Source organism: Sphingobium sp. B10D7B (genome assembly GCF_025961955.1).
Classification (GTDB): domain Bacteria; phylum Pseudomonadota; class Alphaproteobacteria; order Sphingomonadales; family Sphingomonadaceae; genus Sphingobium.
The window spans coordinates 1,068,524-1,091,010 of sequence record NZ_JAOQOQ010000001.1 but is presented as its reverse complement, the minus strand read 5'-3'; the positions used below and the strand labels follow the sequence as shown (position 1 = coordinate 1,091,010).

The following is a 22,487-nucleotide window of genomic DNA, read 5'->3' as shown; positions in this document are numbered from 1 at the left end:
AGCGCCTGAGCGAGGGGCGCGATTTAGCTGATCTGGTAAGCCGGCACCGGGCCAAGGCCGAGGGCGCGCTGAGCGAAGAACAGCTCGCGCATGCCCTGCAGCGAGAACAGATGCGCATGGATGAGCGGAAGCGCACCGCTCTGGTTGAACTTGCGCAGCTGGTCGCCGCGCAGCTCGCGCAGCTTTTCCTCATTGACCATCTGGAAACCGCGATAAACGAAGGGCTGCTCCTGATCCGGAATCTGGATGCTCAGCTCGCCGTCCATCAGAAGCTCCTGCTCCTGCAGTTCCTTGACGAACTGGCCGGTGCGCATCGCCGCTTCCTCGAACTGCTGGCAGAAGGCGAGCAGTTCCTTGGTCAGCTCGCTGGCCTCGCCATTTTCGATGAGCGGACGACCGTCCTCATACTCACCGACGATTTCGCTGGTCGGATCGAAGCACAGCGACAGCTCATCGGAATCCGGACGCAGGCGCACCAGCATCCAGGGGTAGCGACGGATATAGGCGGGAACATAGCCGTCCTCGCGGCGCAGCTTGCCCTCGCTGTCGACCAGCGTGTTGACGCCCTCGTTGAGGCCCATCAGCGCCAGCGGCACGGGATTGGGGCCGCTGGAGAAGACGATCGGCAGGAAACGCTGGGCCTGCGCGAACTCGTCGAGCGTCAGCGGGACGGCGTGGACGCCCACGATATGCGGCGCGGTGTCATAGTTGCGCAGCGTGTACTTGCCGTGCTGCTCGACATTGAGCGGCACCAGGTCGTTATAAAGCAGAGGCAAATTCTGGGCTTGTGGCGCGCTGGCCATGACATCGGTCTCCTGAAACGGACATGGATCAGCCCGTTCCCGATGGGCCGGCTGAATGACGCCCGGCCATAAAGGGCCGCTCGGGCCTAGGCAAGGGGCACAAGCTTGCCGGGATTGAATAGGCCCTGTGGATCGAACGCCCGCTTGATCGCCCGCACCGCATTCAGCTGGGCGGGTGGCGTAAGACGCGCAAACTCCGCGATCTTCATCTGGCCGATCCCATGCTCGGCCGAGATCGATCCGTGCATCGCCACGACGATATCGTTGACGAAGCGCGTCGCCTCTTCCCCGTGCGTGCCGAGCCAATCCGCCCCCTGCCCTGGGCCGGTGCCGGCTGGCGCGCGGACATGGAAGTGCACATTGCCATCGCCAAGGTGCCCGAAGGACGAAGCCGTCGCCCCCGGGAACCGCGCCTCGCACGCCGCTGCCGCTTCGATCATGAAGCGGGGCATGTCCGCAATCGGCACGCTCACATCGAACTGCAGCGCAGGCCCCTGCGCCCGCTCCGCCTCCGATCCGCTTTCCCGCAGTTTCCAGAACGCTTCGGCCTGCGCCTCGCTGGCGGCGATGGCCGCATCGACGACCAGACCTTGTTCGAAGGCCTCGGCCAGAGCGGCCTCCAGCCGGGCAGCCGCGCTCTCTTGCTCGTCGGCCGCGTCCAGATCCACCTCGATCAGCGCATTCCACGGCGTGCGGGTCTCGATTGGCGCGCGGGTGTCGGGAATCACATCGAGCACATGGCCGAGCGTGTCGCGCGCCATCACCTCGAACCCCTCGACGACGGACCCGAGGCGCCGTTCGAGAAATCGTAGCAGCGCCAGCGCCTGCGCGGGGTCTTCCACGCCGGCCCAGGCCACGGCCCGATCGGCGATCGCCGGCACCAGACGAAGGCTCGCGGCCGTCACGATCCCCAGCGTTCCTTCCGCCCCGATGAGCAGCTGCTTGAGATCGTAACCGCGATTGTCCTTCTTAAGCGCGGCAATCCCATCATGGATCGTGCCATCCGGCAGCACTGCCTCGATACCTTCCACCAACGCGCGCATGGTCCCGTGCCGCAGCACCTGCGTCCCGCCGGCATTGGTGGAGACCAGCCCACCCACTGTCGCCGACCCCTTGGCGCCGAGGCTCAGCGGAAACCGCCGGCCGACCGCCGCTGCCGCCTCATGCAGGGTCGAGAGAATGACACCTGCCTCGCACACGGCGAGATTGGCGGCAGGATCGATCGCGCGAATCCGGTTCATCGCGCGGAGCGAAAGGATGAGGGCGCTGCCATCGGCCGGGGGCGTGGCGCCGCCGACCATGGAGGTATTCCCGCCCTGCGGCACCAGAGCGACGCCATGATCGTGCGCGCAGCGGACCATCGCGGCCACCTCCTGCGTGGAGCGTGGCGTCAAAATGGCGACCGCCTCGCCATGATATTTGCCGCGCCAGTCTCCCAGCCAGGGCACGATCAGATCGCGATCCTCTATCAGGCCACGGGGACCAGCAATCGCACGAAAGGCGTCCAGAACTGTCTCGGAGATCATGCCCGCCTATATGCCCTCTGCGCCGCCGCATGGCCACCATCTGCGCGCAAAAATGCTTGCGAAGCGCGCGTCTTCGTTGTTGATCATACAATTAATCGGCTGTTCAAGCGGTAAGGGTTAGGGCATTTTCCTCCCCTGGGGTCAGTTCATTGCCAGCATCGTCGCCAACCATTTTGCTGCCGCTCCTGCTTTTGGGAGCATCGCAGGCCGTAGAGGCCGAGCAGCGCGTGGCGAGCCCAGAGATGAGCCCGATGGCCCGCATGGGACAGGTCCAGTTCGCCCAGCTCTCCATCGAACAGCGAGTGATCATCCGCATCCCGACCATGCCGGCGCAACCCCGAACAGCCGCACCGGCGCCCCCGGTCATCCAGTGGAAGGAAGGCCGCGGCCCGCGTTGCCTGCCGCTCAACCTGATCCGCGCGGCGGTGGTGACGCATGCCGATGGCGTGACGATGGTGGTGAGCAACACCGAGCGCTACCGCGCGCATCTGGGGCGGGCCTGCCGGGCGGCGGACTTCTATTCCGGCTTCTACATCTCGCCCGACAAGGATGGCGTCCTGTGCGCCGGGCGGGACATGCTCCATGCTCGCAATGGCTCTGCCTGCGAGATCGAGCGCTTCTCGCGCCTCACGCCCCAGGTCGTGCGCGCCGATCCTGATGACGACCAAAGACGCGCGCGATCTGATCGATAACTGCCGATAAGCGGGGCGGAATTTCGCTTCCCGCGTTCGAGGCCAGAAACCATATCGCCGCCGCAGCATTATCATGACGGGGAGCCTCAAGGCTCGCGGACGTCGCGTCAATCGCGACAGGGGAGCCGTCGTTGCGACTAAGATTACTGAAGGCAGGCTTGAAGCCAAGCACGCAGAACTTTGGAAAAGCCTGGCGTGGAAGCTTGCTGGCGAGTGCCGGGATGCTGTGCCTTCTCGCGCATGCCGCACACGCCCAGGCCCCAGCGACCGAGCAGACGCAGCCGACCCGAAATTCAGACGCGGCCCCTGTTGAGGCGATCATTTCAGACGAAGAGTTCGACGCCAGCATTCCACCGATTGATGAAAGCGCGCCCCTTGGCAGCGTCCAGGCATGGGAAGCCGACGCAGACCGGCGCGCGGCCAGCACCGGCCGAGATGCCAGCGTGAGCGCCGAGCCGACCACCACCGAACAATCGGAGGATAATGGCCTGCCTGCTCCGCCCGAACTGGACAAGGAACTCGACCGGCCCCTCACCCCGCTTAACGCCTTCGATGTCGAAACCTTCGACGAGAGCCAGTATACCGAGGCTGACGAGGGGCCCGCGCCTTCGCTGCGCTACAGCTACAAGATCGAGGGTCTCTCCGCGCTGGACGGTACCGGCCCGGTGCTGCCCGTCGATGGCGGAGACATTGTCAGCCAGTTCAAGTCGCTCTCCGCCCTCGAAGATGGCGATGGCAAGGCCGACAATGGCGCCATGATCAATGCCCGGCTGGAGGAAGACCAGAAATTGCTGGTCGATATCCTCTCCTCGCAGGGCTTTTTCGATGCCACGGTGCGGGGTTCGCTGGAGCTTCCCGAGCAGGACAGCAAGGGGCCGATTACGGTCATCCTGCAGGCCACGCCCGGCCCGCGCTATCATCTGGGCGAGATCCGGTTCGATGCGCCGCCGGTGCAGCCCGGAGACCTCATCACCCGCGCCTTCCGGCCCCGCACTGGCGACCCCATCGTGGCGGAGCGCATTCTCGGCGCGGAAGCCAATATCGCAGTCACCCTGCCGGAGAACGGCTATCCGTTCGTGAATGTCGGCCAGCGTGATATCGTGCTCGATCCGGAAACGGAGGCTGGCGACTACACGCTGCCGATCACCCCCGGCCCCCGCAGCAGCTTCGGCGACATCGTGGTCGAGGGCGAGAAGCCGGTGTTTGAGCCGGACCATATCCAGAAGATCGCCCGCTTCCGCAAAGGGGAGCTGTATGACAGCCGCAAGATCGATGATCTTCGCCAGGCGCTGATCGCCACCGGCCTGCTCTCCGTGGGATCCGTGACGCCCCGCCCGAGCGGCGAGCCCGCGGGCGACGGCACGGACTATGCGACCCTCATCGTCAATCAGGAGGCCGGCCCCGCCCGCACCCTCGCCGCCCAAGCCGGCTATGGCACGGGCCAGGGCGTCAAGGTCGAGGGGAGCTGGACGCACCGGAACATGTTCCCGCCCGAGGGCGCGCTGATCGTTCAGGGCACGGCCGGGACGTTGGAGCAAGGCCTTGGCGTGTCCTTCCGTCGCTCGAATGCCGGCAAGCGGGACCGCAGCGTGGAACTGGGCATCGATGCACGCCACAGCAATTTCGACGCGTTCGAGGCGTTTACGGGCCGTCTTTATGGCCGCATCGCCTACGAAAGCACGCCGATCTGGCAGAAGCGGCTGACCTATAATTTCGGCTTCGAGCTGCTCGGCTCGAACGAGCAGGATTATAATTTCGACGCCGGTGAGCTGCGCCGGCGGACCTATTATGTCGCGGCGCTGCCCGGTCAGGTGACGTTCGACACATCCAACTCCCTGCTCGACCCGACCCGTGGCTTCCGGATCTCCGCCTGGCTCTCGCCGGAGGCATCGCTCGGCAGCGGCGCGCAGACCTACGCCCGCGCCCTGCTGGAAGGCACGGGCTACTATCCCATCTCGGACGGCTTCGTGCTGGCCGGCCGCGCGCGCGTCGGCATGATTGGTGGCGCGGCGCGCGAGCAGATCGCACCCTCGCGGCGCTTCTACGGCGGTGGCGGCGGATCGGTGCGCGGCTTTGGCTATCAGGAACTCGGCCCCAAGGATCCCGACGCCCGCCCCATCGGCGGCCGCAGCCTCGTCGAGGCCGCCGCGGAAGTGCGCTATCGCTTTGGCGATTATGGCATCGTCGGCTTCATCGATGGCGGGCAGGTCTATACCAGCCAGGTCCCCCGCTTTGACGATTGGCGCTTCGGCGTCGGCATAGGCGGTCGCTTCTACACCAATTTCGGCCCGATGCGGCTCGATGTCGCCACACCGATCAACCGCCAGCCGGGAGAATCCCGTATCTCCGTCTACGTCTCCATCGGGCAGGCTTTCTGATGGCTGATCCGACCCCACCCCCCGCGCCGATCGCCTCGGACATGCCGGAACAGACGACCGCCGACACCGTGATCGTCCGCCGCCGGAGCTGGCCGCGCCGCGTGCTGATCGGTATCGGCGCACTGCTCGCCTTGCTGCTGGTCGTGATCATTGGCGGCTATGCCTGGCTGAACAGCGACAGTGGGCGGGGCTTTGTCACCCGACAGATCACCGGCCTAAAGTTCGAGAACGGCATGTCGATCGGCATTGGGCGGATCGACGGCTCGATCTTCGGTGCCATGCGCCTGCGCAATGTGGAGGTGCGCGACACAAAGGGCGTGTTCCTGAGCGCGCCGCTCATCGAGATGGACTGGCGGCCGCTGGCCTATGCGCGCAGCCATGTCGACATCCGCTCCCTGTTGATCCCGGCCGCCCGGCTGCATCGCTCGCCGGAATTCAAGCCGACGCCATCCAGCGATGGGCCGCTGCTGCCCGATCTCGACATTGACGTGAACCGGCTCGACATCGGCCGCCTGCAGATCGACGCGCCGGTGACCGGCCGCAAGCACCTGCTCGGCCTCGCCGGGACGGTCCACATTGCGGACCGCCGCGCGCGGATCAAGGCGGACGGGCGCGCCCTTGTGGCGCCGGGCGTTGCGGGTGGCGACAGGCTCGCGCTGATGCTCGATGCCGTACCGGAATCCAACCGTCTGGCGGTCGATCTGCGCGTGACCGCCCCGGCGCAGGGCTTGCTGGCGAGCTACACCGGCATCGCGCAGCCGACAGCCATCGCGCTGGCCGGCAAGGGTGACTGGCAGAGCTGGACCGGCAAGCTGACGGGCCGCATGGGCAGCGAAAGCCTCGCCAATGTCGCGATCACGGGCCGCGACGGCACCTTCACGGTGCGCGGCCCCTTGCGGCCCGGGCTTTTCCTCACCGGCCCGGCTCGCGCCATGCTCGAGCCGGTGACGCAAATCGACATGACCGCTGCCCTCGCAGACCGCCGCGCCCAGATTCGTGGCGGCCTGGCCAGCGACAACTTCACCTTCGGCGCCCAAGGCCTCATCGATCTGGGTGCCAGCCGCATGGAGAATCTCGATCTCGCCTTCCGGCTCACCAAGCCCAGCGTGATCGCCGAAAACCTGCGCGGCGCGGACATCGCGATGAACGCCACGCTCAACGGCGCCTTCGTCGCGCCGACGATCCGCTATGGCGTGAATGCCCGCCAGATCGGCTTTGGCGCCACACTGATCGAGGGTCTCGCCGTCTCGGGGAGCGCCGCGCTGGATAAGGACCGCTGGATGATCCCCGTCGAGGGACGCGCCCGGCGGATCAGCGGCGTCAATGCCAGCATCGAGCCACTGCTCACCAATGTCAGCCTGGACGGCGACCTGGCTTATGCCAATGGCCGCATCCTCTCGGACAATATGCGGCTGCGGTCCGACCGGATCGACGCCACCGCCGTGATCGTGGCCGACCTCAACACCGCGCTCTACACGGGCGCCCTGAATGGCCGGGTGAATGGCTATCAGGTCGAGAGCGTGGGCATCTTCAACCTCCAAACCGACATGGACCTCAAAACCGGCCAGAACGGTTCTTTCCGCCTCGGCGGCCGCGTCACCGCGCGCTCGACACGCCTGCTGAACGACGGGCTGCAAAGCTTCCTCGGCGGCAATGCATTGATCGTCGCGGATGTCGGCTATGACAGCAATGGCGTGGCCAGCGTCGAGCGGCTGAACGTCTCGGCGCCACAATTCCGCATGACCGGCGCGCGCGGTCGCTACGGCGCTGATGGCAGCGTGCGCTTCTCCGGGCGCGGAAGCTCGGATCAATATGGCCCGCTGGGCGTCGAGGTCACAGGCACGGTCAATCGGCCGCTGGTCCGGCTGGCAGCCGAGCGGCCGGGCCTTGGCATTGGCCTGGCCAATCTGACGGCGACCGTGCGGGGCGAAAACGGCACCTATCTGGTGCAGGGCGAAGGCGCCTCCGACTACGGACCGCTGGACCTCAATCTGGCTGTAATGACTGCGCGCGGGCCTTTGACCGTTGACGTGCGCCAAGGCACGAGCTTCGGCGGCGTCGGCCTCTCCGGGCGCGTCTCGCAAAGCCGCGCCGGTCCGTTCGAGGGCACATTGCTGGCCGATGGGTCCGGCATCAACGGGCGGGTTGCACTCTCCGCGCAGGGTGCCGTCCAGCGCGCGCTGGTGGATGCCAACGCGCGCAATGCCAGCCTGCCCGGCAAGGCCGGCCTCACTGTGGAGCAGGCGCTCATCAAGGCGGACATTCTGTTGACCGAGCAGCCGCAGGTCGTTGCCGATGCGCAGCTTGCCGGCACGCGGATGGGCGATCTCACCATCGCGGTCGCGCGCGGCACGCTGAACTATCGCGACGGCGGCGGTCAGGCGAAGCTGTTGGTCGAGGGCCGCACGCGCTATCCGTTCCGCCTGGCCGCCAACGCCCGCATGGCGCGGGACCTGTGGCAGCTCGCGCTGGACGGTCGCTTCAACGGCGTCGACGTCAAGACAAGCTCGCCGATGCGCATCGTGCCCTCGAACGGACGCTATACGCTCGCCCCGACGCGGCTCACGGTCGGCGGAGGCACCTTGCACCTCGCCGGCCATTATGGCGACGGCATGGCCGTGCAGGCGCGGATGCAGGATCTCAACCTCGCCATCGCCAACCCCTTCATGCCCGGCCTTGGCCTCGGCGGAAAGGCCACCGGCAGCCTCGATTTCACCCAGGCCAGCGAGACGGCCTTCCCCGCCGCCGACGCCCGCCTGACGATCGACGATTTCACCCGCACCAGCCTCGCGGCCGTCTCCGAACCGGTCGATATCCAGTTCGCCGGCCGGCTGATCCCGCAAGGTGGGGAGGCGAATGCGCTCATCCGCCGGCGCGGCGCCGCGATCGGCCGCATGAAGGTCAGCCTCCAGCCGCTCGGGCCGGGCGCGGGTAGCTGGTCGACCCGCCTGCTCGCCGCGCCTCTGTCCGGCGGCTTGCGCTACAACGGACCGGCCGACGTGCTCTTCTCGCTGGCCGCGCTGCCGGACCAGAGCCTCAAGGGTCCAGTCGGGGTCGCCGCCGATTTCAGCGGACGGGTCCGGTCGCCGCAACTCACGGGTGTCGTGCGGGCCAGCAACCTCACCTATGAGAACACCAGCTACGGCACCCGTCTCACCAACATGGCCGTGCGCGGACGCTTCACCAACGACCGGCTGGAGGTCGAGAGCCTCACCGCCAATGCCGGCAATGGCACGGTCAGCGCCAGCGGATCGGTCTCGCTCAATTCCGATCAGGGTTTCCCCATCCAGCTCGGCATCGACATGAACAATGCGCAGCTGGCGCGCAGCGATGGCCTGCAGGCGCGGGCGACCGGCCAGATCCAGGTGGTCAACGGCCCCAACCAGCCACCGACGATCACGGGGCGCCTCACCCTGCCCGAGACGCGCTATCGCATCGTCTTCCAGGGCAGCGCGGAAGTCCCGACGCTAACCGGCGTGCGGCGCAAGCCGACGCTCAAGCGCGAGCGCATCTCCGGCGCGCCGGAGCCGATGAAGACCATCCCCTCTGACTGGCGGCTGGACCTGCGCGTACAGGCGGATAACCAGATCTATGTGAGCGGCATGGGCCTCGAGTCCGAATGGGCGGCGGATTTGCGCGTCGCTGGCACCAGCGCAGCGCCACAGATCACAGGGGGCGTCAACCTCGTGCGCGGCACGCTGGGCTTTGCCGGGCGCTCCTTCGAGCTTCAGCAAGGCCGGATCACCTTCAGCGGACCGGAGATGACCAACCCGCAGTTGCGCATCGTTGCGAGCGGCGAAGTCGAGGACGTGACGATCACCATCACGATCACCGGCAATGCTCAGGACCCGCAGATCGCGTTCACCTCCACGCCCAGCCTGCCGCAGGACGAGCTGATGGCGCGCATCCTGTTCGGCAATTCGGTGGGCGAGCTGAGCGCCATCCAGGCCGTGCAGCTGGCCGCCTCGCTCAACTCGCTGCGTGGCGGCTCGGGCGGCCTCAATCCGCTGGGCGTGCTGCAATCGGCCGGTGGCATCGATCGGCTGCGCCTGCTCGGGGCTGACGAGGAGACGGGCCGGGGCACGTCGCTCGCGGTAGGTCAGTATATCAGCAATGATGTCTATGTGGAGATCATCACCGATGCGCGCGGCCATACCGCCACGCAGCTGGAAATCAGCCTCTCGAAAGCGCTCTCGGTGTTGAGTTCGGTCAGCAACTTCGGCGGGTCCGGCGTGAACCTGCGCTACCGGAAGGATTATTGATGCGCGCGGTGACGATCCTGTCGATGCTGGCAGTGCTCGGGCTGGCGGGGTGCAGCAAGGAGCCGAGCTTCGATGAGCGCTACGCTACCGAATCCAACCGGATCGAGGGCATGGCGGCCAATATGCAGGCGCAGCTCGACGAGCAACTCAATGCCTCTGCCGCGGCCGGCCGCCTCGCCCTCCCCATCGATGAAAATGATGTGGCCGACAACGCCACGGCCCAACCATGACCAGCCAGACCGACACCGACCAAGACAAGGAGGACCGCCCGATCTCTGCCCAGGAACTCGAAGTGCTTGCCGAAGAAATCCCTGGCGCAAAGGGCGATTCGCCGTTCTCTCTGCCGCCCAAAGCGTGGTGGGCGATCCTCAAGCGCATCTACGTGATGATCGGCTTCCATAATCTCAGCCTGCTCGCCGCCGGGGTCGCTTTCTTCTCCTTCCTGGCTTTCGTGCCGCTCATCGCCTCAATCGTTCTGCTGTATGGCCTCATTGGCGATCCGCAGATCGTCGCGAGCAATGTCAATCTGCTGCGCGGCTTCGTGCCGCAGGAGGTACTCACGATCCTGGAAGAGCAGCTTCTCGCTATCGTGACGACCAGCAAGGCGGCGCAGGGCTTCGGCCTGCTGCTGGCCCTCGCCTTTTCGATCTATGGCGCCATGCGCTCGGCGACGGCGATGATCGCGGCCCTCAACATCATCTATGAAGAGCATGAGACGCGCAATTTCTTCCGTACCACCGGCGTGGCCGCCGGCATCACCGTCGGCATGGTCGCGGTGGGCGTGATCGGCACCTTGGCGATCTCGCTGTTCACTTATGCCGGGCGCGTGCTCTCCGATTACATCGGCAGCGGCTCGGCGTTGATCATCCAGTTGGCGACCTGGATTTTCGCGGGCGTGCTCATCAGCCTCACCTTCGCCGTGTTCTACCGCTATGCGCCAGACCGCAGAGCCGCGAAATGGCGCTGGCTGTCGGTGGGGTCGGTGCTCTCCACCCTGCTTTGGGTAGGAATCACGCTGGGCTTCGGCTTCTACGTCGCCAATCTGACCAATTATAACGCGACCTATGGCTCGCTTGCCGCCGTCGTCATCTTCCTCATGTGGCTGTTCCTCTCGGCTTATGCAGTGTTGATCGGCGCAGAGGTCAACAGCGAGATGGAGCGGCAGACAATGGTCGATTCCACCATCGGGCCGGATCGCCCGATCGGCCATCGCGGCGCGGTGATGGCAGATAATCTGGCGGTCAATGATGCCAGCCGCATATTGCTCGAAAAGAAGCGAAGGCGCGACGCCGATCGGGCCGCCAACAAGGCGCATTGAGCGGGGTCGCCGGGGACGCTGCCAATCTTTTCGGGAACGATCCGCTTCCCTCTCGTGTTCGCTCTATATCCGTAAGCAATGGGAGTAATGCCGTGACTGCAAGGATTTACGCCGTGGCCGCAATCGCCACGCTGGGTTTGGCAGCCTGTAGCAGCCCCGATCACACGCAGAACAACGCCGTGCCGGCCGATAATGTTGCCGACAATGCCATGATGGGCAATGCCACGGGCAATATGGCGAGCGGCGAAAGCGCCACCGCGACCCTGCAGACGGCGCAGGGCGCGCCGGCCGGCACCGCGACCATCCGCGCCATGGATGGCGGCTTGCAGATCATGCTCGCCCTGCAGGGCCTGCCTTCAGGGAGCAAGGGTGTCCATGTACATATGACCGGCAAGTGCGATGCGCCCGACTTCACCACGGCGGGCAGTCACTGGAATCCTGCCAGCACCAAACATGGTCTGGAGAACCCGCAGGGTCAGCATGCCGGCGACATGCCGAACATCGACATTGGCGAGGATGGCCGGGGTACGCTCGAATACACGCTCAAGGGCGCCACGATGGCCGGCTTGATGGACACCGATGGCTCGGCGATCGTCGTGCATGAAGGCACGGACGACCAGCGCACCGATCCGTCTGGCGATAGCGGCGGGCGCATTGCGTGCGGCGTCTTCCAGGCGGGCGCCTGACCGCGCATTTAGGTGATTTTCTCGAAGCCGGGGCTGATCGCGAGATCAGTAACCGGCTTCGACAGCCAGTCGGATGGCATCCGCTCCGGTTCGGACGCCCAGCGCCTGAAACAGCGCGGCGCGGTGCATTTTCACGGTCCGCTCACTGAGGCCCAAGTCGAATGCGATCTGCTTGTTGAGCTTGCCGGCAGACATCAGCACCAGGATTCGTCTTTGCCGCTCCGTGAGTGCTGAGACGCGCGCGGTCGCCATGCCCTTGCGGCTGTCCGCCCCGGCGGATGCCACGGCAGCAACCTCGACCTGAGACCCTAGAAAATATTCCAGCCCGCCATCGCTGTCGAACATCGGCGCGATCATCACCGCGTTGCGGAACGGCGAGCCATCCTTGCGATAATTGGTGATCTCCACAATGGCCGGCTTCTTCTGCCGGATCGCCGAGCGCAGCAATTCGCTTGATGCGGCTTCCGTTTCCGCCCCGTGCAGGAAGCGGCAATTGCGTCCGAGAATTTCCGAACGGCTATAGCCGGTAAGACGCAGAAACGCCTCATTGCAGGCGATGATGGGGTTATCGGGCAACCGGGGATTGCTGATCACCGCTGCGGTCGAACTGGCATCGATGATGTCGCTTATCGCCATGCCGGCAGCGATATCAAAAGCGGTAGGCACCGCCAAGGTCTGGCGGGAGAATGGTGGTGTCCGGACGCATTTTATTGCGCGCCTCATCGCAGTCTTTTAGCCCGCCAGCCCCGTTCCCCTCCTCTTCAGAAGAGGAGCCAAGCTGTGAGCCTTCTTCAGCCCTCCGGCCGGGCGTGCCGATCCAGAAAGGCCACGAAAAGCCCCAGCCACTGGCGGACCGGCAGTTGCGGCCAGCCCAGCCCGAAACCGTGGCCGCCTTCCTCGAAGAAATGCGCCTCCACCGGCCGCCCCGCGACACGCAGCGCCTGCAGCATCTCCAGACTGTTCGACGGCGGCACCGCCGGATCGTCGAACGCGTGCATCAAGAACGTGGGCGGCGTCTGCGACCCGACATGGGCGGCCGGCGACCGCCGGGCGACCAATGCGGGATCGGGCTTCTCGCCCAGCAGATATTTGCGCGAATCCGTGTGGGTATCCGGCATGCGCATGCTGATGACCGGATAGATCAGCCCGGCAGTGCGCGGCCTCGCATCGAGCCGGTCGATGGCATCGCGCGGGGCGTAAACCGGCTGCGCGAAATCGGTGATGAGCGTCGCCGCTAGATGCCCGCCGGCCGAGAAGCCGAGCACCGACACCTGATCAGGATCGATGCCATAGGTCCCGGCCATCGACTTGATGAGCCGCATGGCGCGCTGCGCATCCTGCAGCGGTACGTCAGACCGGTTCGTCCAGCCCTCCCCCGGCAGCCGGTGGACGAGGACGAAGACCGTATAGCCCTGCTCCGCCAGCGCCTGCCCGACTTCCGCCCCTTCATTATCGATGGAAATGAAGATGTAGGCACCGCCGGGAATGACCAGCACCGCGCGGCCATTAGACTTGGCCGGTCGGAAGACGCGCAGATAGGGCTTGTCGACATTGTGCATGAAAACCGGCGGCGCCTTGTCCATCGGCAGAGGACGTGCAGAAAAGCCGTTCTCGGGCGGCGCGCCCGTCCACAGGTCGATGATCGGCGCGGCAGTCCAGGAAGGCGGAATGACGCGAGGCGGCATCCCAGCCGGCGGCTGGGCAGCGGCCATCGGCACGCTTCCTGCACCGGCCACGGCTGCCGCAATGCCCGCTGCCGCCAGAAAGCCCCTGCGATCCAGTGCGCCGTCTTCCTTCGCCATCAGTCCTGTCCCATCATCGTCGCCGCTGAGCCGGCTTATGTTCACATCGCCGCGGACACTAGCGGTAATCGATTGCATTGCAAGCCGCCCTGCTGGTGTGGGCCGCCCGCCACATCTGCCGACGTTGAGCCAATCGACATTGCGAAAGCAATCGATTACAGCCATGCCTTCGTCCGCCGCGCCTTGCTGCGGAATGATAATCTGCAGGCAGCTTGGTTCGACCAAAGCTGCCATGGAACGATAAGGCCGAGAGGATCGCGAAGTGACGGAACGCCCCCACATCCAGCCGAGCAACGCATCGGCCTTGCTGAAATGGCTGGTCTTCCTGATGTTCGCGATGTTCGCGATGACCACCGATTCGGTCGGCACGGTGATTCCGCAGATTATCCGCGAGTTCAATCTGGGCATGACGGCGGCGGGATCGTTCCAATATGCGACGATGTCCGGCATCGCTATTTCGGCCATTTCGCTCGGCTTTCTGGCAGATCGCATCGGCCGTAAGGCGACGATCCTGATCGGCCTGACGCTCTTTGGCCTCAGTTCTGTCGCCTTCGCAGCCGGGCATGACTTTCTGTTCTTCGTCGCCTTGCTGTTCATCTCCGGCATCGGCATCGGCATCTTCAAGGCCGGCGCGCTCGCGCTGATCGGCGACATCTCCCGCTCGACGCGCGAGCATTCGACGATCATGAACTTGGTCGAGGGCTTCTTCGGCGCTGGCGCGATTGTCGGCCCGGCCGTCGTCGCTTGGTCGCTGCAGGAAGGGCTGAGCTGGAAGTGGGTCTACTTCCTCGCCGCCGGCATCTGCGCCCTGCTCGTGCTGGGCGCATTCGGCGCGCGCTTCCCGACCCCGGTGCGGGCCGATGAAAAGCCTGCCGATCCGCGCGATGCTGCCCGGATGATGACCGATCCCACCGCCATGTTCTTCGCCACCGCTTTGATGCTGTATGTCGGCGCGGAAGCCGCGATCTACGTGTGGACGCCGACATTCCTCGCCAGTTACGAGGGCTCGAACGCGTGGCTCGCGGTCTATGCCGTCTCGATCTTCTTCGTGCTTCGCGCTGCCGGTCGCTTCCTCGGCGTGTGGCTGCTCGCCCGTTACGATTGGACCGCCGTGCTCGCCGTGTGCACCGTCGCAATGACGATCCTGTTCTGGATCGCCGTGCTGGGGGATCGGGGCGTCGCCATCTACGCCCTGCCCGCCACCGGCCTGTTCATGTCCGTGCTTTACCCCACGATCAACTCGACCGGCATCAGCTGCTTCGAGAAGGCGCGCCACGGCTCGGTTGCGGGGCTGCTGCTGTTCTTCACCTGCCTCAGCGCTGTCATCGCCCCGCTTGCGATGGCGCTGATCGGCGACGGGCTCGGCGACGCGCGCTACAGCATCGCGCTCGGCGCGCTGATGGCGACCGGCCTTGCCATCCAGTGCATCTGGAACTGGCGCAAGCAGCCGTTTGCGAGCCGTCTCGCCGAGCGCAACAGCGCCGATTACCGCAAGGAAGTCATCATCGGCGACACCGGCCCGACCGCCTGACGGGCCCTCCCGGCACCGACGCTGCGGCCCGCGCCGGAAAAATGCTTTGGCAAAACCCGCCTGCGCCCTAGAGATGCCATTTGTTTGGCCTTTGGATGCGAGAGGACACAGGAGCGTTGAAACCCAAGCAGGTTCGGACAATCTACGATCTGGCAGAGCTCGCCGGTGTCTCCGCCGCGACCGTCTCCCGCGCGCTGGCCGGCAAGGCCGTGGTCAATTCCGAGACTGCCGAGCGCATCCGCAAGCTGGCGCAACAACATGGTTTTCAGCCGAGCCCGCTCGCCCGCAACCTGCGCACGCGCAAGACCGGGGCGATCGGCGTGGTCATCCCGCTTGGCCATGAGCGCGCCCAGCATATCTCCGATCCCTTCTTCATGACGATCATCGGTTTCCTGGCCGATGAACTCACCGAGCGCGGCTTTGACCTGATGCTGTCGCGGGTCATTCCGGACCGGGACGACTGGCTGGAGGGGATCATCAAGACCGCGCGGGTGGATGGCCTGATCATCATCGGCCAGTCCGACCAGTCCGCCGTGCTCAACGCCGCCGCCGGCCATTATCTGCCGATGGTCGCCTGGGGCGCATTCACCCAGGGCCAAAGCCATTGCTCGGTCGGCACCGACAATTTCCTCGGCGGCCAGATGGCGATGCGCCATTTGATCGAACGCGGGTGCAAGCGCGTGGCGTTCCTCGGCAATCCCCGCGCCATCGAGATCGCCCAGCGCCTGCAGGGCGCACGCGCGGTGCAGCAGGATCATGCGGCAGAGGTGATGCTGACCGAAGTGCCGACCCACCTCGCGCCGGAGCTCAGTGCGCCGGACATCAACGCCTATCTCGATCAGGTCGATCAACTGCCTGACGGCATTTTCGCGGCCTCGGACATGATCGCACTCGCCGCCGTCCAGACCGTCATCAGCCGGGGCATGTCGATCCCCGACGATGTGCGAATCGTCGGCTTCGATGACCTCCCGATTGCTCAGAGCATCGTGCCGCCGCTGACCACGATCCATCAGGATATCGCCAGCGGCGCCACGCAGATGGTCGACTGCCTGCTCAAGCGCATCGAGGGCCGACAGACCGGTTCGATCATTCTCAACCCCGCTCTGGTGGTGCGCGGCTCCACCTGACGGACCGATTTTCCGCTGCGACAGCCCTGTTCCAAAATGGTTGTAATCGATTGCCAATGGCGTATTGGTTGCGAGGACTTGAGGAACGGGGACAATGATCGAAATTCAGGCGCAATCGCGCGCATATTTGCAGCATGGCGCGAGGGGTCAATGGCCTTGCAACACAGTTGCGAACGCCTCCTTTCCGGACATCGCCTGCCCCGGCCTCCTGCGCACTCGCGCCCTCTTCTTTCTCTGACCTAACTGGCTCTCCATGAACGATATCAGCACGACCCGCTGGACGGTCGAACAGCTTAATCACCTCAAACTGACCCCATCCTGCGTGGCGCCGCTCATCGGCGAGGCCGATGTGGCGCGGATCAGTGACGAAGTGTGCGTGTGGGACGCCTGGCCCATCCTGCAGCGCGACGGTTCGCCGGCGCCGGCCGATTTGTGGATGGCGCTGGCCTCGCCCTGGTTTGCCGACCCGGATGACCGTCACGGTCATGCCCGCATTCATTTGTTCGAGCGGCGGGGGGATGATTGGCGGCATTATGGCCCGGTGATGCCCGATGGCTTCTCGCCCGGCAGCCGGGAATGGTCCGGCTCGGCCTATCTGGAGAATGACGGGCGCCGGTTGACGCTCTATTTCACCGCCGCCGGCTTTCGCGGCGAGAGCGAACTCAGCTTCGAGCAACGCCTGTTCGAGGTCGAGGCCGATCTGGTCGGCGAGGATGGCGGCTGGTCCGTCGAGAATTGCCGCAATCTGCGCGAATCCTTCCCGCGCGACCCGCGCTTTTATGCCGATCCGCTGTCAGCCGGTGGCGGCCTCGGCACCATCAAGGCCTTTCGCGATCCCGGCTATCTCCTCGATCCGGCGACCGGCGAGCATTGGCTGCTGTTCACGGGATCGCTGGCCACCTCGCAATCTGCCTATAATGGCGTGATCGGCGCGGCGCGCGCCAAGCCCGACGCCCTCGGCCAGTGGGAGGTGACCGCGCCGATCATCAGCGCCGATGGCCTCAACAATGAGCTGGAGCGGCCGCACATCGTGCTGGCCAATGGACTTTATTATCTGTTCTGGTCCACACAGACCCATGTGTTTAACCCGGAAGCCCCCCGCGCTCCGACCGGCCTTTACGGCATGGTGTCCAAGCAGATCACGCACGGGTGGAAACCCTTGAACGGTTCCGGCCTCGTCATCGCCAACCCGCTGGAAGCACCGCGTCAGGCTTATAGCTGGCTGGTGCTGCCCGATCTCTCCGTCACCGCCTTCGCGGACGATTGGGGCCGTGGCGAGGCTGCCGAAGGCGCCAAGCGCTTTGCCGGCACCTTCGCGCCGTTCCTTCGCCTCGCCTTAGATGGCGAGACGACGCGGATTATCGACTGAGCCATGTCGAGCGCGCGCCTTGCCGGGGTCGAGCTGGGTGGGACGAAGACCTTCGTCCTGCTCGCTCAAGGTGATCGCATCGTCGAGCGGGTTCGCATTCCGACCACCCAGCCGGACGAGACGCTGGCCGCCGCCAACGCACAATTGCGCGCCTGGCACGCGGATGCGCCCATTGCCGCGATCGGCATCGCATCTTTCGGCCCCATCGCTCTGTCCCGCAAATCCGATAATTTCGGCCATATGCTGCCCACCCCCAAGCCCGGCTGGGCGGGCGCCGACATTGCCGGCGGGCTGACGCGCGGCCTCGATTGCCCGATGGCCATCGACACGGATGTCAACGGCGCGGCCCTGGCCGAGCATCGCTGGGGTGCCGGTCGCGATCTCGATTGCTTCTGGTATATCACCATCGGCACCGGGCTCGGCGGCGGCCTGCTCGTTGACGGCAAGCCGGTGCACGGCGCCATGCACCCGGAAATCGGCCACATCCATGTGCGGCGCGCGGCAAGCGACAGCTTTGCCGGGGCCTGCCCGTTCCATGGCGACTGCATCGAAGGACTGGTGAGCGGCCCCGCCCTCGCCGCCCGCTTCGGCACCAGCCCCGAGCATGTCGCCGATGACGATCCGCGCTGGGATTTCGTGGGCTCCGACCTGGCGCAACTCGTCGCCACGCTGTTCCTCACCACGGCGGCCGAGCGAATCCTGCTGGGTGGCACTGTGGCCACCAGCCGCGCTGCGCTCCTGCCCGCCGTGCGCGCCACGTTGCTGCGGGATCTGGGCGGCTATCTGCCCTTTCTCACGCAGGAGACGGTCGAGCAACGTCTGTGCCTCGCAGGCCTCGGCGACGAAGCCGGCCCACTGGGCGCGATCGCGCTCGCCATGGCCGCGCTGCAGGACTGAGCTTCCGACGGAGCGCTTGCGCCGCGCAATGACGCTGGCGCTGCGTTCGCCTGCCGCATTGGCGCTTCCCATATGAATTGATCTGGAAAATATGGCTGGGGCGGGAGGATTCGAACCTCCGCATGGCGGTACCAAAAACCGCTGCCTTACCGCTTGGCTACGCCCCAGCATCGCGCGCTGCGAGCGGCCCATATACAGGGCCGGGCGCAAATGCCAAGCCGGAGAAACGGTGGTTTGGCGATCTCTTTAGGCGAATATGCTCCCCCTGTGCGCCTTGCTTGCGAAAGGGGTAATCGGGCTGCGGAACGAAGTTCCATCGCCTGCCCGCAGGCCTTATGAAACGGCGCATGAGCAACGCCCCATCCAGTCCCGCAGCTTCCCCCCTGTTCCTGCGCGAGGAGGAGATTCGTCGCGGGATCGAACTGCTGCAATTTGGTCATATGGCGTTCGCGCAGGCCATGGACCCGATTTTGGATGAGCATCGGCTCGGCCGCGCGCATCAACGGGCGCTCTACTTCATCGCGCGGCGGCCCAATCTCAGCGTGTCGGCGCTCATCGCGCTGCTTGGCGTGACCAAGCAGTCGCTGGGGCGCGTGCTCGATGAGCTGATCGAGCGCGAGTTGCTCGCGGTCCACAAGGGCGACCGCGACCGCCGGCAGAAGCTGCTGAGGCTGACGCCTGCCGGGCAGGCCATCGAGCAGGCGTTTTTCGATGCCGTGCGTGAGCGGTTCGCGGCGGCCTATTCGGCAGCGGGGCAATCGTCCGTCACCGGCTTCTGGCGGGTGCTGGAGAGCCTGCTGGATCCGGAAACCCAGCGACTGGTCGCCGCCCTGCAAATCGCGCGCTGACGGTTCAGCTGGCCTTGGTAGACAAGGCAGCGAGAACTGCACCCCGGTCCCGCGCAGCCTTCAGCGTCTCCATGACGAGCGGGGCGAGGCCGTCGGACCGATCCAGCACGTCCAGCCCTTCGCGGGTCATGCCGCCCTTGCTGGCGACTGCATCCGCCAGATCGGCAGGCGGGCGATCCGCCGCCGCTGCGCTCAACGCGGCGCCTTCCACGGTCTTGAGCGCCATGCGCGCGGCCGCATCCGGCGCGAGGCCGAGTTCGGCGCCGGCGGCAGCCAACGCATCGATGAAGCGATAGACGAAGGCCGGGCCGCAGCCTGCGAGCGCCGTCGCGGCATCGAACAGTTGCTCATCGTCCAGCCATTCGACCAGACCGAGGCGACTGCACATGGCGTCGACCAGATCGCGCGCGCGTTCGTCAGCCGCGTCTTCCACCTTGAGAATGCTGACACCCTTGCCGACCCGAACGGGCAGATTGGGCATGCAACGGACAATCGAGTGGATGGCGGGGAAAGCATCCCGAATGCGGGCGATTGGGACGCCGGCAAGGATCGAAAGCATGGTCGTCTCGGGGCCGAGAAGCGGCGCCGTTGTCCCGGCAACGTCCGCCAGCTGCTGTGGCTTGCAGCCGAGCATCACCAGCGTGTCACCCTCTACCGGCCCTTCGAGCGCTGTCAGCACCCGCACGCCCGGCGCGACCGCATTGCCGCTGGGGCGCACCACCGTCACCCGCTCGGCAGGCAGGCCCTCGTCGAGCCAGCGCAGCAACATGGCCCCGGCCATGTTACCGCAACCCAGCAGAAGAAGGTGCGAAGGCCACATCGGGCCAGCCTCAGGCTTCGCCATGCGTCTCGATCAAGCTGGCGGCCATGGCCTCAGCGGGATTTTTTCCGCCCCACAGCACGAACTGGAATACAGGGTAGAAGCGCTCGCATTCGTCGATCGCGCTTTCCACCAGCAACTGCGCCTGATCGAGCGTCAGCGATCCGCTGGGGCCGAGCAAGGCGCCATGACGGAACAGCAGCGTGCTACTCGCCGACCACAGCTCGAAATGGCCGAGCCAGAGCTGCTCGTTGATGAGCGCGATTGTTTCGCAGATCGCCAGACGCTTATCATCGGCGACGCGAATGTCCGGCAGCACGAGAAGCTGCAGCACCATGTCATCGTCACGCCAGATCGCCCGGACCTCATATTCGGTCCAGCTGCCACGATGGCGCGCGACCAGCTCGTCCTCGCCGACATGCTCGAAGGGCCAGTCATGCGCCTCGAAATAGGCCGCCAGCATGTCGATCGGCTCGGCTTCCTGCTCGCCGCCTGTAAATTCATCCCGGTCGATCATACTCAAAAACCGTCAGTCCACTTCCTGTAACGGCCAGCGCCGTCCTGCCCCTGCTGGACAGCCCTTCGTAGCACGACACAGCGCAAGCGGAAAGGCAGGCGGCGGCGAAGCCGCGCCCAACCTGTCCGGAATGCGATATGTTGCTGTGAATAAGTTGTGGATAAATGCGGGATAGCCGGTCGAAAACTCAGCTTGCGGCCTTGTCCGACGGCTTGCCGGCCTTGGACGCACCGCCCTCCAGCGCAGCCAGCCGCACCTCGAGCGCTTCGACCTGCTCGCGCGCCTGCGCCGCCATGGCCTTGACCGCCTCGAACTCCTCGCGGCTTACGAAATCGAGCCCGCCGATCCACTCGCGCGCGCGCTCCCGGGCGTTGCTTTCAAACTCGCGCCCCACCCCGGCCACGGTGCCGGCGGCGCCGTTGATGATCTTGGACAGGTCGTCGAAAAAGCGGTTTTCACTTTGCATGGGTCTGATCCTTCGCCGCCACCGATGGCGGCCATCGACTAGATTTGGGTACGCACGGCTGCCGGAACAAGGGTTTCGGCATCCGGGTTCATCCGGTCGATATCGAAGGCGAGCCCGCTCGCAAAGCCCAACCAGCAAAGATAGGGCACCATCAGCCACGCCGCGACAGACCGAATCCGCCCGAAGAGGATGGTGGTGATCGTCGCCAGCGCGAGAATGACGAGGATCAGATAGAAGGCCAGAGTCGCCTGATGTGCGCCGAAGAACAAGGGCGACCAGACGAGGTTGATGCAGAGCTGGACGATGAACAGCGTGATGGCGAGCCCCCGCCCCCTCGCGCCGCGCGCGTGCAGGATCATTGCCAGCGCCAGGGCCATGAGCAGATAGAGGGTGGGCCACACCGTCCCGAACACCCAGCCGGGCGGTACCAATGCCGGCTTGCTCAGCGCATCGAACCAGCGGTTGTCATAACCGCTATTGGACAGATAGCCCGACACAAAGCCGAGAAACTCGATGGCGGGGATGGTGACAAGCGCCCAGCGGAGGAAGGACATCCGCAACTGACTTCGCGATGCAATCTGGTTCACGCGCACTCCCACTTCATGCCGAATCCCCACAGCGTTGACATGACTTTAACGATGGCGTTGCGCCGCGCCAGCCCTTCCCGCATGCCGATTGCACGGGAGAGGATCGCGCCTGCTTCATCCTGGCACGCGCGCGCCGGCAATCAGGAACTCCACATTGCCCTCCGGCCCGGTGATCGGGCTGGTGGTGAGGCCGGTGACCTGCCATCCCGGTTGCGCGGCCAGCCAGGCCTCCACCTCCGCGCAGACGCGGGCGTGGACCTCCGGATCGCGCACCACGCCGCCCTTGCCGACCTCTTCGCGCCCCGCCTCGAACTGCGGCTTGATGAGCGCGACGAGCCGGGCGGCGGGCGCCGCGAAGGTCAGCGGGCGCTCCAGCACCTTGGCGAGGCTGATGAAGCTGGCATCGCAGACGATGATGTCGACCGGCTCAGGCACATGCGTGGCAGTCAGAATACGCGCGCTGGTCTGCTCGTGAACGATGACGCGGGGGTCTTGCCGCAGCTTCCACGCAAGCTGGTTGGTGCCGCTATCGATGGCATAGACCCGCGCCGCGCCGTTGGTCAGCAGCACGTCCGTAAAGCCGCCCGTGGAACTGCCGACGTCCATTGCCACCAGTCCGGTCACATCGATGGCGAACGCCTCCAGCGCGTGCGCCAGCTTGAGTCCGCCACGCGAGACCCAGGGATGATCGCGCCCCTTGAGGACGATCTCCGCCTCCTCCGGCACCGCCTGCCCCGCCTTGTCGACCGGCTTGTCGCCGACCAGCACATTGCCGCTCATGATGAGGGCCTGCGCGCGGGTGCGGCTCTCGGCAAGGCCGCGCTCGACGAGCAATTGATCGAGGCGCTTCTTGGCCAT

20 protein-coding genes and 1 tRNA gene are annotated in these 22,487 nt (G+C 65.6%); 11 read left to right on the top strand and 10 right to left on the bottom strand.

Translation table 11 applies throughout. The features are described 5' to 3' along the window. Positions 1–23: 23 nt before the first annotated feature. Positions 24–803, bottom strand: coding sequence for a SapC family protein (locus tag M2331_RS05105; protein ID WP_181559273.1), 780 nt, complete (start codon positions 801–803; stop codon positions 24–26). Between the two features lie 86 nt (positions 804–889). After that, complete coding sequence (locus tag M2331_RS05100) at positions 890–2,329, bottom strand: FAD-binding oxidoreductase (protein WP_181559272.1); 1,440 nt, start codon at positions 2,327–2,329, stop codon at positions 890–892. Positions 2,330–2,580: 251 nt separating this feature from the next. Here M2331_RS05100 and M2331_RS05095 point away from each other — a divergent pair, with 251 nt between their 5' ends. The 6 genes from M2331_RS05095 to M2331_RS05070 all read left to right on the top strand — a co-directional run bounded on the left by M2331_RS05095 (position 2,581) and on the right by M2331_RS05070 (position 11,665). Further along, positions 2,581–3,021 carry a hypothetical protein gene (locus M2331_RS05095; RefSeq protein WP_264592299.1) on the top strand — a complete coding sequence of 147 codons (441 nt, stop codon included), beginning with the start codon at positions 2,581–2,583 and terminating at the stop codon, positions 3,019–3,021. A 221-nt stretch (positions 3,022–3,242) separates the two neighbouring features. Next, complete coding sequence (locus tag M2331_RS05090) at positions 3,243–5,399, top strand: autotransporter assembly complex protein TamA (protein WP_181561370.1); 2,157 nt, start codon at positions 3,243–3,245, stop codon at positions 5,397–5,399. Then, positions 5,399–9,661, top strand: a complete 4,263-nt coding sequence (locus M2331_RS05085; protein WP_181559270.1) for a translocation/assembly module TamB domain-containing protein — start codon at positions 5,399–5,401, stop codon at positions 9,659–9,661. The genes M2331_RS05090 and M2331_RS05085 overlap by 1 nt, the downstream gene beginning before the upstream one ends. After that, positions 9,661–9,891, top strand: coding sequence for a hypothetical protein (locus tag M2331_RS05080; protein ID WP_181559269.1), 231 nt, complete (start codon positions 9,661–9,663; stop codon positions 9,889–9,891). The genes M2331_RS05085 and M2331_RS05080 overlap by 1 nt, the downstream gene beginning before the upstream one ends. Continuing rightward, positions 9,888–10,979 carry a YihY/virulence factor BrkB family protein gene (locus tag M2331_RS05075; RefSeq protein WP_181559268.1) on the top strand — a complete coding sequence of 364 codons (1,092 nt, stop codon included), beginning with the start codon at positions 9,888–9,890 and terminating at the stop codon, positions 10,977–10,979. Before M2331_RS05080 ends, M2331_RS05075 begins: the two co-directional genes overlap by 4 nt. A 92-nt stretch (positions 10,980–11,071) precedes the next feature. Beyond that, positions 11,072–11,665: a superoxide dismutase family protein gene (locus M2331_RS05070; RefSeq protein ID WP_181559267.1), complete on the top strand. Its 594-nt coding sequence runs from the start codon at positions 11,072–11,074 to the stop codon at positions 11,663–11,665. Between the two features lie 45 nt (positions 11,666–11,710). On the opposite strand, the gene M2331_RS05065 is transcribed toward M2331_RS05070, so the two are convergent. Together M2331_RS05065 and M2331_RS05060 are read right to left on the bottom strand one after the other, a co-directional pair. Next, positions 11,711–12,301, bottom strand: a complete 591-nt coding sequence (locus M2331_RS05065) for a PAS domain-containing protein (protein WP_181561369.1) — start codon at positions 12,299–12,301, stop codon at positions 11,711–11,713. 155 nt (positions 12,302–12,456) lie between these two features. Then, positions 12,457–13,467: an alpha/beta hydrolase gene (locus tag M2331_RS05060; RefSeq protein ID WP_181559266.1), complete on the bottom strand. Its 1,011-nt coding sequence runs from the start codon at positions 13,465–13,467 to the stop codon at positions 12,457–12,459. Positions 13,468–13,729: 262 nt separating this feature from the next. On the opposite strand from M2331_RS05060, the gene M2331_RS05055 reads away from it, so the two are divergent. The 4 genes from M2331_RS05055 (at position 13,730) to M2331_RS05040 (ending at position 18,391) form a co-directional block, all read left to right on the top strand. Continuing rightward, a complete protein-coding gene (locus M2331_RS05055) occupies positions 13,730–14,998 on the top strand; it encodes an MFS transporter (RefSeq protein ID WP_264569951.1) in 1,269 nt (422 codons plus the stop codon). A 116-nt stretch (positions 14,999–15,114) separates the two neighbouring features. Continuing rightward, positions 15,115–16,125, top strand: a complete 1,011-nt coding sequence (locus M2331_RS05050; RefSeq protein ID WP_264569950.1) for a LacI family DNA-binding transcriptional regulator — start codon at positions 15,115–15,117, stop codon at positions 16,123–16,125. 253 nt (positions 16,126–16,378) lie between these two features. Beyond that, complete coding sequence (locus M2331_RS05045; protein ID WP_181559264.1) at positions 16,379–17,494, top strand: glycoside hydrolase family 68 protein; 1,116 nt, start codon at positions 16,379–16,381, stop codon at positions 17,492–17,494. 3 nt (positions 17,495–17,497) lie between these two features. After that, positions 17,498–18,391 (top strand): ROK family protein, encoded by an 894-nt coding sequence (locus M2331_RS05040; RefSeq protein WP_181559263.1) that lies wholly within the window; start codon positions 17,498–17,500, stop codon positions 18,389–18,391. Positions 18,392–18,483: 92 nt separating this feature from the next. On the opposite strand, the gene M2331_RS05035 is transcribed toward M2331_RS05040, so the two are convergent. Then, positions 18,484–18,558, bottom strand: a tRNA-Gln gene (locus tag M2331_RS05035). 180 nt (positions 18,559–18,738) lie between these two features. Here M2331_RS05035 and M2331_RS05030 point away from each other — a divergent pair. Continuing rightward, positions 18,739–19,239: a MarR family winged helix-turn-helix transcriptional regulator gene (locus M2331_RS05030; RefSeq protein ID WP_181559262.1), complete on the top strand. Its 501-nt coding sequence runs from the start codon at positions 18,739–18,741 to the stop codon at positions 19,237–19,239. 4 nt (positions 19,240–19,243) lie between these two features. On the opposite strand, the gene M2331_RS05025 is transcribed toward M2331_RS05030, so the two are convergent. From M2331_RS05025 to M2331_RS05005, 5 genes are all read right to left on the bottom strand, one after another. Beyond that, entirely contained in the window at positions 19,244–20,083 is an 840-nt protein-coding gene (locus tag M2331_RS05025) for a pyrroline-5-carboxylate reductase family protein (RefSeq protein WP_181559261.1), read from the bottom strand. Then, positions 20,070–20,576 carry a YbjN domain-containing protein gene (locus tag M2331_RS05020; protein WP_181559260.1) on the bottom strand — a complete coding sequence of 169 codons (507 nt, stop codon included), beginning with the start codon at positions 20,574–20,576 and terminating at the stop codon, positions 20,070–20,072. The genes M2331_RS05025 and M2331_RS05020 overlap by 14 nt, the downstream gene beginning before the upstream one ends. A 187-nt stretch (positions 20,577–20,763) precedes the next feature. Beyond that, on the bottom strand, positions 20,764–21,042 hold the full coding sequence (locus M2331_RS05015) for an accessory factor UbiK family protein (protein WP_181559259.1): 279 nt from the start codon (positions 21,040–21,042) through the stop codon (positions 20,764–20,766). Between the two features lie 38 nt (positions 21,043–21,080). Beyond that, on the bottom strand, positions 21,081–21,629 hold the full coding sequence (locus M2331_RS05010; protein ID WP_181559258.1) for a TspO/MBR family protein: 549 nt from the start codon (positions 21,627–21,629) through the stop codon (positions 21,081–21,083). Positions 21,630–21,743: 114 nt separating this feature from the next. Next, entirely contained in the window at positions 21,744–22,487 is a 744-nt protein-coding gene (locus M2331_RS05005; RefSeq protein WP_181559257.1) for a TlyA family RNA methyltransferase, read from the bottom strand.

Bases quoted from the DNA above. Each gene is read 5' to 3' on its own strand.
- M2331_RS05105 (WP_181559273.1), bottom strand. From the start codon at position 803: ATGGCCAGCGCGCCACAAGCCCAGAATTTGCCTCTGCTTTATAACGAC.
- M2331_RS05100 (WP_181559272.1), bottom strand. From the start codon at position 2,329: ATGATCTCCGAGACAGTTCTGGACGCCTTTCGTGCGATTGCTGGTCCC.
- M2331_RS05095 (WP_264592299.1), top strand. From the start codon at position 2,581: ATGGCCCGCATGGGACAGGTCCAGTTCGCCCAGCTCTCCATCGAACAG.
- M2331_RS05090 (WP_181561370.1), top strand. From the start codon at position 3,243: ATGCTGTGCCTTCTCGCGCATGCCGCACACGCCCAGGCCCCAGCGACC.
- M2331_RS05085 (WP_181559270.1), top strand. From the start codon at position 5,399: ATGGCTGATCCGACCCCACCCCCCGCGCCGATCGCCTCGGACATGCCG.
- M2331_RS05080 (WP_181559269.1), top strand. From the start codon at position 9,661: ATGCGCGCGGTGACGATCCTGTCGATGCTGGCAGTGCTCGGGCTGGCG.
- M2331_RS05075 (WP_181559268.1), top strand. From the start codon at position 9,888: ATGACCAGCCAGACCGACACCGACCAAGACAAGGAGGACCGCCCGATC.
- M2331_RS05065 (WP_181561369.1), bottom strand. From the start codon at position 12,301: ATGGCGATAAGCGACATCATCGATGCCAGTTCGACCGCAGCGGTGATC.
- M2331_RS05060 (WP_181559266.1), bottom strand. From the start codon at position 13,467: ATGGCGAAGGAAGACGGCGCACTGGATCGCAGGGGCTTTCTGGCGGCA.
- M2331_RS05045 (WP_181559264.1), top strand. From the start codon at position 16,379: ATGAACGATATCAGCACGACCCGCTGGACGGTCGAACAGCTTAATCAC.
- M2331_RS05040 (WP_181559263.1), top strand. From the start codon at position 17,498: ATGTCGAGCGCGCGCCTTGCCGGGGTCGAGCTGGGTGGGACGAAGACC.
- M2331_RS05030 (WP_181559262.1), top strand. From the start codon at position 18,739: ATGAGCAACGCCCCATCCAGTCCCGCAGCTTCCCCCCTGTTCCTGCGC.
- M2331_RS05025 (WP_181559261.1), bottom strand. From the start codon at position 20,083: ATGGCGAAGCCTGAGGCTGGCCCGATGTGGCCTTCGCACCTTCTTCTG.
- M2331_RS05020 (WP_181559260.1), bottom strand. From the start codon at position 20,576: ATGATCGACCGGGATGAATTTACAGGCGGCGAGCAGGAAGCCGAGCCG.
- M2331_RS05015 (WP_181559259.1), bottom strand. From the start codon at position 21,042: ATGCAAAGTGAAAACCGCTTTTTCGACGACCTGTCCAAGATCATCAAC.
- M2331_RS05005 (WP_181559257.1), bottom strand. From the start codon at position 22,487: ATGGCCAAGAAGCGCCTCGATCAATTGCTCGTCGAGCGCGGCCTTGCC.